At 35.4% G+C, this 9025-nt stretch carries 6 protein-coding genes and 2 tRNA genes; 5 read left to right on the top strand and 3 right to left on the bottom strand.

Annotated elements, in window-relative coordinates; translation table 11 throughout:
• Together ACY2V1_RS06405 and ACY2V1_RS06400 are read right to left on the bottom strand one after the other, a co-directional pair.
• On the bottom strand, positions 1 to 1400 hold a 1400-nt coding region (locus ACY2V1_RS06405; protein ID WP_461833967.1), incomplete at its 3' end, for an AMP-binding protein.
• 25 nt (positions 1401 to 1425) lie between these two features.
• Positions 1426 to 3081: a long-chain-fatty-acid--CoA ligase gene (locus tag ACY2V1_RS06400; RefSeq protein WP_461833966.1), complete on the bottom strand. Its 1656-nt coding sequence runs from the start codon at positions 3079 to 3081 to the stop codon at positions 1426 to 1428.
• A gap of 175 nt (positions 3082 to 3256) precedes the next feature.
• Between ACY2V1_RS06400 and ACY2V1_RS06395 the strand changes: the two genes are divergently transcribed.
• The gene (locus tag ACY2V1_RS06395; RefSeq protein WP_461833965.1) at positions 3257 to 4849 is read left to right on the top strand and encodes a mucoidy inhibitor MuiA family protein; all 1593 of its coding nucleotides are present in this window, start codon (positions 3257 to 3259) and stop codon (positions 4847 to 4849) included.
• A gap of 51 nt (positions 4850 to 4900) precedes the next feature.
• Positions 4901 to 5353 carry a metal-dependent hydrolase gene (locus tag ACY2V1_RS06390; RefSeq protein WP_461833964.1) on the top strand — a complete coding sequence of 151 codons (453 nt, stop codon included), beginning with the start codon at positions 4901 to 4903 and terminating at the stop codon, positions 5351 to 5353.
• 38 nt (positions 5354 to 5391) lie between these two features.
• Here ACY2V1_RS06390 and ACY2V1_RS06385 read toward each other — a convergent pair whose 3' ends face one another.
• Positions 5392 to 6171 (bottom strand): enoyl-CoA hydratase/isomerase family protein, encoded by a 780-nt coding sequence (locus ACY2V1_RS06385; protein ID WP_461833963.1) that lies wholly within the window; start codon positions 6169 to 6171, stop codon positions 5392 to 5394.
• Between the two features lie 369 nt (positions 6172 to 6540).
• On the opposite strand from ACY2V1_RS06385, the gene ACY2V1_RS06380 reads away from it, so the two are divergent.
• From ACY2V1_RS06380 to ACY2V1_RS06370, 3 genes are all read left to right on the top strand, one after another.
• Complete coding sequence (locus ACY2V1_RS06380) at positions 6541 to 8763, top strand: methyl-accepting chemotaxis protein (protein WP_461833962.1); 2223 nt, start codon at positions 6541 to 6543, stop codon at positions 8761 to 8763.
• Between the two features lie 105 nt (positions 8764 to 8868).
• Positions 8869 to 8941 (top strand) — tRNA-Val (locus ACY2V1_RS06375).
• A gap of 7 nt (positions 8942 to 8948) precedes the next feature.
• A tRNA-Asp gene (locus ACY2V1_RS06370) sits at positions 8949 to 9023 on the top strand.
• The last annotated feature ends 2 nt before the right edge of the window (positions 9024 to 9025 follow it).

Below are 9025 nucleotides of genomic sequence, written 5' to 3'. Positions count from 1 at the left end.
ACCCTTTTATCCAGATATATGGCCTCTTCTACTTCGCGACTTGCCACATTTTCGCCGCCTGTCTTTATCATATCCTTTTTCCTGTCTACTACTGTAATATAGCCTTCTTCATCCATGACTCCAAGGTCTCCAGAATGGAACCATCCCCCACGCATAGCTTCTTCAGTTTTTTCAGGATCTTTAAAATACATGAGCATAGCATGGGGTCCACGACCTGTTATCTCCCCGACAACACCTGGTTGATCTATTGTGTTACCCATATCGTCTTCAAGCCGTGTCTCCATATTTAGCCCACCTTTTCCTGCTGAACCCAATTTTCGTAAGGCATCTTCAGCCTTTAATATGGTGTGATATGGTGCCAGTTCTGTCTGTCCATAGTAATTATATACCTTTGCTCCCTCGAATTTCTCTAAGATCTCTTTTAAGACCTCAACAGGCATAATTGAGGCTCCATAATATATCTTTTTTAAACTGCTTAAATCATATTTATCAAAATCTGGATGTCGCAACATCCCAATCCACACAGTTGGTGGGGCAAAGAACATAGTTGCCTTATATTTTTCAATGCTTTTTAAAATCTCTGGGATTTCTGGAGTAATCAAGATATTTTCTCCACCTAACCAGAATATTGGATTCATGAATACATCTCTTTGTGCACAGTGGTATATTGGAAGGGCATTTACATTTATATCAGAAGAATCATATCCTCCATCAACAATACATCCCATGTATTGGGCAAGAAGAGACTGATGGGTTATTATTACGCCTTTGGGTTTAGATTCTGTACCACTTGTATAGGTCATTTGACATGGATCTTCAATTCTGAGTACCACATCAGGCTCAGTATCTGGATACTGACTATACCAGTTATCAAAATCTATAAATTTATCATCAGCAGGCTCCATTCCTTTCATATCCTTAGACCAAATAAATTTATCAACACTTTTCATATCATTTATAACATCTTTAACTAGATCAAAGAGTGCATCTTCAACTATAAATATTTTACTCTCTGAATGATCTATACAATATTTTATGTCTGGGCCATGCAAAAGATAATTAATTGCCAGATAAATTGCTCCAATTTTGATTGACCCAAACCATGTAAGAACATGATTAATGGTATTGTGTGCTAGAATTGCAACTCTATCATATTTTTTTACACCAAGGTCCTTTAGTGCATTGGCAACTTGATTTGCCTTTTTATCTAGTTCAGAATAAGTCAAAGCTATATCTTTAAATCTAAGTGCAATTTTATCTGGGTAGTGGTACGCACTTCTTTTTAATAGATCTGCAATTACCCATCTATTAACCTTGTTGTAATGGTTTAATAGAAAATTTACATTTTCTTCTGTAATAGAGTAAAACTTTTCCCTTATATCCCCAGAAATATGTGCCATAACTCCCCCTCCTAAAATTTAAAAGTTATGCATTTTTTGTATAGAAGTCCCAGTACATCTTTCTTATATCTTTTTTGGAAAATTTACCAACACTGGTCTTGGGTATTGAATCAACAAATAAAACCCTGTCTGGGAGTTGCCACTTTGCGAACTTTGGAGAAATAAAATCAAGGATATCTTTTTCTTTTATATCTTTTGATGGGTCCTTTAGTACAACAAGGGCTAGGGGCCTTTCTTCCCATTTTGGATGTGGAATTCCCACCACTGATGCCTCGGCTACTTCTGGATGTGCCATTATAGCATTTTCTAAATCAATTGAAGATATCCATTCACCGCCACTTTTTATTAGGTCTTTAAACCTATCTGTGATCTTTAAATATCCATTTTCATCCACTGTAGCAGCATCTCCGCTCTTCCAGTAACCGTCTTCAGAAATGGCGTCTTTGGTCCTCTCGTCATTGTAATACTTGCATGTAATCCACGGACCTTTTAAATATAGCTCTCCAACAGTTTTTCCATCTGTTGGCACGTCTCCTCCCAGAGGATCTTTTAACTTCCAGTCAATAAATGGGACAAAATAACCCTGTTTTTTCTTAAGTTCCCACCTCTTTTCTTCATCTAAACTTAAATATGGCTTTGGTTTATTAAGTGTTACTAAGGGTGTGGTCTCGCTTGCTCCATATGCGTGTATTACCTCTGCACCCAATTCTGCATACTTTTTCATAAGTGCCAGTGGTGGCTCTGTGGCTCCAGATAACATGCGCAGGTTGTTAAATTTTGGTTTTGGATCCATCTTTTCAATGTAATGTAGCATTGGCAGAAATATGGCAGGTGCGCCATTGGTAACTGTAATCTTTTCATTAACCAATAATTCAACAAGTGGCCCAGGATTTTCTGCAGAATACAGTCCAGGAAATACCAATCTTGCGCCAACCATAGGAGGACCAAAAAAGGCACCCCATCCATTTGCATGGAACATAGGGACAATTTGAAGCATTGCATCATTAGGTGTTAATTCTGATAACATGTTTATTATCATTGTGTGGAGGCAAATAGCCCTATGGGAATAATAGATCCCTTTTGGCTTTCCAGTGGTGCCTGATGTATAAGCCCCGCTATAGGCAGAGGATTCATTTATCATGGGCCAGTTAAATTCTTCTTCTCTTCCTTCCAGTAATTTTTCATAATTAAATACTGGAGACAAAGACGTTTCTTTATTTTTGTCAGTTTCTGAAATCACCACAAATTTTTCCACGTTTGGAATTGAGTCAGATATCTCTTCAATTAGAGGAACAAGAAGCTCGTTTACAAAAATAAGTTTTGTTCCTGAGTGGTTTATTACATAAATCCGATCATCCTTGGATATCCTTGGATTTAGCTGCATAAGGACTGCACCAATTCCAGATATTGCAAAATAGAGCTCAAAAAATCTATGGGAATTAAATTCCATAACACCAACACGATCTCCAGGCCGAACTCCTAAGTCTTTTAGTGCATGGGCCATTTTTGATATCCTTCTGTAGGCATCTAGATAGTTGTATCTAAACATTTTTCCATCTAAACACCTGTATGCCACTTCAGTTTTGGGAAACATTGTTGCTGCATATTTGATAATTTCTATTAAATTTAGTTGGTATGTGTCCCCCATTGTTGATGGAAAGCCTTTAATTATTTCTCCCATATCTCCCCTCCTTGTAGGTTAAAAATGTATAGTTAAACTGGGCGCCTGGTAATATTTTAGAACCAGTTTATATGAAGTAAATATTTATTGTCAACTTAAATTTAAAAAGTTAATATTCTTTAAAAGCGTTGCTCCTGGAGATTAATTATCAAATGATTTAAAAAGGGGAGGGATTATGCGTTTAAATAAATTAATTTTTATGGTCTGTTTTTTTACCTTGTATGGACTTATGCCTTTTGCCTATGGTGAGAGTGCGGGAAAGATAACTAATATTGTCTTATATCCAAACATCGCCCTTGTAAAAAAAGAAATTAATGTTGATTTAAAGAAGGGCGAAAATCAGTATAGATTTAAAGGTTTTCCAATGAGTATGGTGGATAGATCGATTCAAATCGAAGCAGTTCCAGGAAAATTTGTTGAAATTTTAGATGTTAAAGTGGAGAAAAATTATTCAAATGATCTACAGTCCAACAGGATAAAAGAATTAAAACACAAAATTCACATTCTTGATAGGGAGATGTCATCTATTTTAAACAAGATTAAGTCAATAAAAACTGCAATTGAATTTGTAAAATCAACTAATCCATTTTCAGAGAAATTTAAAATATCTACAAAGGAAGTGGAAAATTTTTCCAAATATATTATAAAATCCCTGGAATCAAAATACACCATGATTTCAAAATTAGATGAAAAGCGAGAAGATCTAATTAAGAAAAAAAAGGCACTGGAAAATAAAATAAATGAGATTAGTTCTTATTCTAATCCATCAAAAGACATTTATATAAGTTTGTATTCAAAAAAGGACATAAACACAAAACTAAAATTTATGTATCTTGTAAGGGCTGCAGGATGGAAATATACATATGATATAAAAGTTGATTCCCACGAAAAATCAGTTGCAATTTATTCTTATGCCATTGTGCGACAGTCAACTGGAGAAGATTGGAATTCTGTTAATATGGAGATTTCAACGTCTAGGCCATATGCAGGTCAGATCCCAGATCTAACACCCTGGTATTTAGATGTATATTCCCCTCCTATATATAAAAGTGTTCCAATGGTCAAAAGATCCATGAAAATGGAATTTGCAGTATCAAAAGATTACTCAGGCGAAAGAAAATTAAATAGAAACAGTTTTTTAAAAGAAAATCTTACTTCATTTAGTTTTGTACTGCCAAAGAAGGTATCTATTCCTTCGGACAAAAAAGAGCATAGGATTTATTTATTTTCAAAGATCACAAAAGGGGATTTTATTTATTTTGCCGTTCCAAAGCTAAATAATTATGCACAACTAAATGTTCAAATTAAAAATCCCTTTAAATACCCAATAATGCCAGGGAAGGTTAGTGTTTTTTTAGATGGCATGTTTATAAACAAATTCTTTATTAAAAAAGGAAAATTGCCAGGAGAAGAGTTAAATTTGTCTATGGGTATTGATGAATCTATAAGGACAACAAAGAAATTAATAAAAAAATATACCCAATATAAGGGTGTAGTCACAAAAAAAATAAAGCTTGTTTATGAATATGAGATAGATGTCCATAACGGAAAAAAAAGAAATATAAAACTTGTTGTAAAAGATAATATCCCTGTCTCTAGAAACGAAAAAATAAAGGTTACGCTTTTATCCCCTAAAAAGGACAAAGCAACTATATCTCGAGATGGAATAATTAAATGGAAAATAGATCTCAAACCCAATGAGGTTAGGAAACTTCCTATTAAATTTATTGTTGAATATCCAAAGGATATTAAAATTTCAGGATTATAGAGTGAATTTTTTGTCCAAGACCATCACATAAGGTGAGTAGGAGATTGTTTTATGCCAGGATACAAGGTTCATTTAGCAGGTGGAATGGCCTTAACTGGCCTTGGTGTTGCACTGTCAATATACAAAGGCTGGTATGATTTTAATGTATTGGAGATTACGTCGATTTTGTTTATAGGATCCCTTGGGGCACTATTTCCAGATGTTGATACTGATTCAAAGGGACAGAATATCTTTTATTTTTTGTTGGTTTCTCTAGATTTGGCGTTGATGATAAAAAAGTATTATAAATGGGCTGCTATACTGGGATTTATGGCAATGTTGCCTCCCCTGGGAAAACATAGGGGATGGACTCACACCTTATGGGCAATGGTGCTTGTTCCATCCCCTATTATCATATTACCTTTGATTTTTTATAAAATCCCTATACAAAAGGTGCTTCCTTTTTATCTGGCTGCAACTATTGGCTATTTTTCCCATCTTCTTTTGGACAGAAAATTTTTGTAATCATTCATCTAATACTATTTTCGCTGCAGGGGGGAAAATTATTTTTCCTTCCACTCTGGGGTCCTTTTTTCTAAAAAGGCCTTAACCCCTTCTTTAGCATCCTCTGTGGAGCACAATCTGGCAAATACTTCATTCATATAATTAAATGCCTTTAAGTAATCCATGTCTTCAGCAGTATAAAATGCCTTTTTTGCAATTTGAAGGGCAATAGGGCTTTTGTTTGCAAGATCTTTTGCAATTTTTAAGGTTTCTTGTTCCAGCTCATCAACCTCTACCACCCTGTTAATTAGACCTATTTTATGCGCTTCTTCAGCATCTATGGTATTTCCCAAAAATAAAAGCTCCAATGCCCGCTTTCTACCAATTGATCTGAGTACAGGGATTACTGGTCCAACACAATTTAGGCCTACATTTATTGCAGTTAAGCCAAATTTGGAATTTTTTGCAGCAATGGCAAGGTCACACGCTGCTACAAGTCCTAGACCATTTGCAACAGCAGGTCCTTGAACCTGAGCAATCACAACCTTACTTATCTGTGATATATACACAAGGGGAGATTCCATGGTCTCTATCCATTCCCTGTACTCTTTTGTGGATTTGCCAAAGAAATCGCTCACATCAATACCTGCACAAAATGCCCTGCCTGCGCCTTGTAAAATTATTACTCTAACCTCTGGGTCTCCATCCATGTATTCCAGGGCCTTTTTTAGTTCCTTGGCAAGTTCAATAGTAAATGTGTTTAGATTTTTGGGTCTGTTTAAGGTTATAATCCCTAAAAAATCATCTCTTTTTTTTACAATTAAGTTCTTATACTCCATACGCTCCCTCCAGAAGTTACAGGTTATATAGTTTTATAAACATTTGAAACATCTTAAACCCTAAAGCACAATTTGACAATATAAAAAAGGATTTTAGAAATTTGGGTTGATTATATACAGAACAGGGAACGGAAATTTTAAACCAAATTATTTTGTTAACTTTAAATTCAAGCCATTGGAGTTGATAGGACTGGAGTCACTAGAAAGGGACTTGCTGTTGTATTAGATAAACTTTTTATAGGGGCTCATATTAGTTTTTAAAACTTGCTTTACATCTTGAAAAAGAGTTGTTAACAATTAACAAAAGATTTTAGTAATGTGGAATTAAGGTGAATTAGGGCTTTTGGGTCTTAAAAAAAGGAGGTTATTATGAAAAAATCCCTGATTAATAGAGTACTTATTTTTACGGTAATTGCATTGATAGCTCAATTTTTATTCACAATAGGTATTTTTAAATGGAAAATGGCAGAATTAGAGGAAGCACAATTAAGAAATTTTTCTCAATACAGTATTGATAGAAAGAAAGACAGATTAAAGAATATTGTCAATGTGGCATATAGTATTGTGCAGGATTATTATAACATGTCCCAGGATATAGATGCCTTAAAAGAAAAAAAGTTTATGGAACTAAAGAAAATAATAGATATTGTCTCAAATGAGATAAAAGGGTTATTTGAGAAGAATATACCTACTGAAGACATCAAAGACGTAATAAGAAAACAAAGATTTGGCATTAATAAAAACTATATTTTTGTCTTAAATACAAAAGGGGTTGTTATCTTGAATCCTGCAAAACCATCTCTGGAAGGAAAAAATGTGATTAATGCTAAGGACAAAAAAGGAAAATATTTTTTTAAAGAAATGATAGCAATATGTAAGAATCAAGGAGAGGGTCTGGTTGATTACTATTGGCCAAAACCTGGTTACAACAAGGCGTCTTTAAAATTATCTTATGTGAAATTAATACCTGAATTAAATTGGATAGTAGGAGTAGGGGAATGGCTTGAAGACATTAGTGTTAAGATGAAAATGGAAGCAATGGAGGCTATTGGCAGGATTAGATTTAGTGGTGGAAATTATTTTTGGATAAATGACACTCACCCTATAATGCTGGTTCATCCATTGGAAAAGTTAAGGGGGCGATATGTTGGAGATTTAAAGGATAAGAACGGTAAAAAAATGATGCTTGAGATGGTAGATGTGTGTAAGAAAAAAGGCGAAGGATTTGTAACTTATTACTGGGGGAAAAAGGGTGAAAGGGGGAATTTCAAAAAGATTTCATATGTAAAGTTTTTTAAACCATGGGGATGGATAATTGGAATGGGAGAATATACGGATGATATAGAAAAGGCGAAAAATCAATATCACAACAATTTTATTTCTAATTTAAATAATATTTTCATAACATCCCTGGCTGCCAGTATGCTTTTATTTGTATTGATACTCTCATTTATATATGTCTATCTGAAGAATTCTTTAAAAAATCCTTTGAATAACCTAGTGGAATATGCAACAGAGGTATCTTTGGGGAATCTCGATACCAAATTAACAGGCACTTTTAAGTCTGAGCTTAAGATTTTAAAGGATTCCATTGAAAAAATGGTGGAAAATCTGAAAAATAAAATCAAAGAGGCAGAAGAAAATAGTGAGAAGGCCATGAAGGTTGCAGAAGAGGCTAAAAAGGCAAAGGAAATGGCTGAGCAGGCAAAGATAGATGCAGAAAATAAGAGTAAGAAGTTACTTGATGCTGCTTCTACTCTTGAAGAAGTGGTTTTTGGACTTACCAGCACAGCAGATGAACTCCAATCACAGGTCATGGACGTAAATAACAGGATGAATGAACAAAAAAATAGGGTAGAAGAAGCTGCAACAGCCATGCAACAGATGAATGCAACTGTCCTGGAAGTAGCGAAAAATGCAGCAGCAGCATCAGAAAATACTGAAATCACAAGTAATAGTGCCACTGAAGGATTTGAGGTGGTAAAAAGGACTATTGAAGAGATACAAAAGGTAAAGGACACAAGTTTGGACCTTGCAAATAAAATGAAAGAGCTGACAGAGCAGGCTGAAGCCATAGGGAATATAATTGACGTTATCAATGACATAGCAGATCAGACCAATCTTCTAGCATTAAATGCAGCCATAGAGGCAGCTAGGGCTGGAGATGCTGGAAGGGGCTTTGCGGTTGTAGCAGATGAGGTGAGAAAATTAGCAGAAAAGACCATGAATGCAACCAAAGAGGTCTCTGAAAATATCTCAAATATTCAGAATGCAACCAAACAAAGCAATGAGGTAGTGAAAAAGGCCCTGGAGGCAGTTGAACAAGCATCCTCTTTTGCCACTGAATCAGGAGAAGTTTTAAATAAAATTTTGAATCTTGCTAAGGACAGTGCTGAACAGGTGAGAAGTATTGCCACTGCAGCAGAAGAGCAGTCATCAGCCAGTGAACAGATTACCAGATCTATTGAAGAGATAGGTAATCTTTCAGAAATGACAGTTTCAGCAATGGATGAAACAGTAATAGTCATAGAAAAACTCACATCCCAGGCTGAGGAACTAAAAAAATTAACAGAAGAACTTACTAACGTGTAAATTCAGATAGGCCGCGGTTTCCTGTGATAAAAAAAGATATGCTAAGAAATTTTTGAAAAAAAAGTTGACAGACCAGGTGAAAGTATATATATTCCATCTCCGCTAGGGCGGATAGCTCAGTTGGGAGAGCATCGGCCTTACAAGCCGGGGGTCACAGGTTCGAGCCCTGTTCCGCCCACTTAAACGGAGCCGTAGTTCAGTTTGGTTAGAACGCCGGCCTGTCACGCCGGAGGTCGCGAGTTCGAGTCTCGTCGGCTCCGTT

This window comes from Desulfothermus sp., from assembly GCF_053993635.1.
The sequence above is the reverse complement of the archived record's forward strand: the minus strand, read 5'-3'. Positions and strand labels throughout refer to the sequence as shown.

What these genes read in the sequence shown, in the direction of transcription:
- ACY2V1_RS06400 (WP_461833966.1), bottom strand. Translation starts at nt 3,081, where the DNA reads ATGGGAGAAATAATTAAAGGCTTTCCATCAACAATGGGGGACACATAC.
- ACY2V1_RS06395 (WP_461833965.1), top strand. Translation starts at nt 3,257, where the DNA reads ATGCGTTTAAATAAATTAATTTTTATGGTCTGTTTTTTTACCTTGTAT.
- ACY2V1_RS06390 (WP_461833964.1), top strand. Translation starts at nt 4,901, where the DNA reads ATGCCAGGATACAAGGTTCATTTAGCAGGTGGAATGGCCTTAACTGGC.
- ACY2V1_RS06385 (WP_461833963.1), bottom strand. Translation starts at nt 6,171, where the DNA reads ATGGAGTATAAGAACTTAATTGTAAAAAAAAGAGATGATTTTTTAGGG.
- ACY2V1_RS06380 (WP_461833962.1), top strand. Translation starts at nt 6,541, where the DNA reads ATGAAAAAATCCCTGATTAATAGAGTACTTATTTTTACGGTAATTGCA.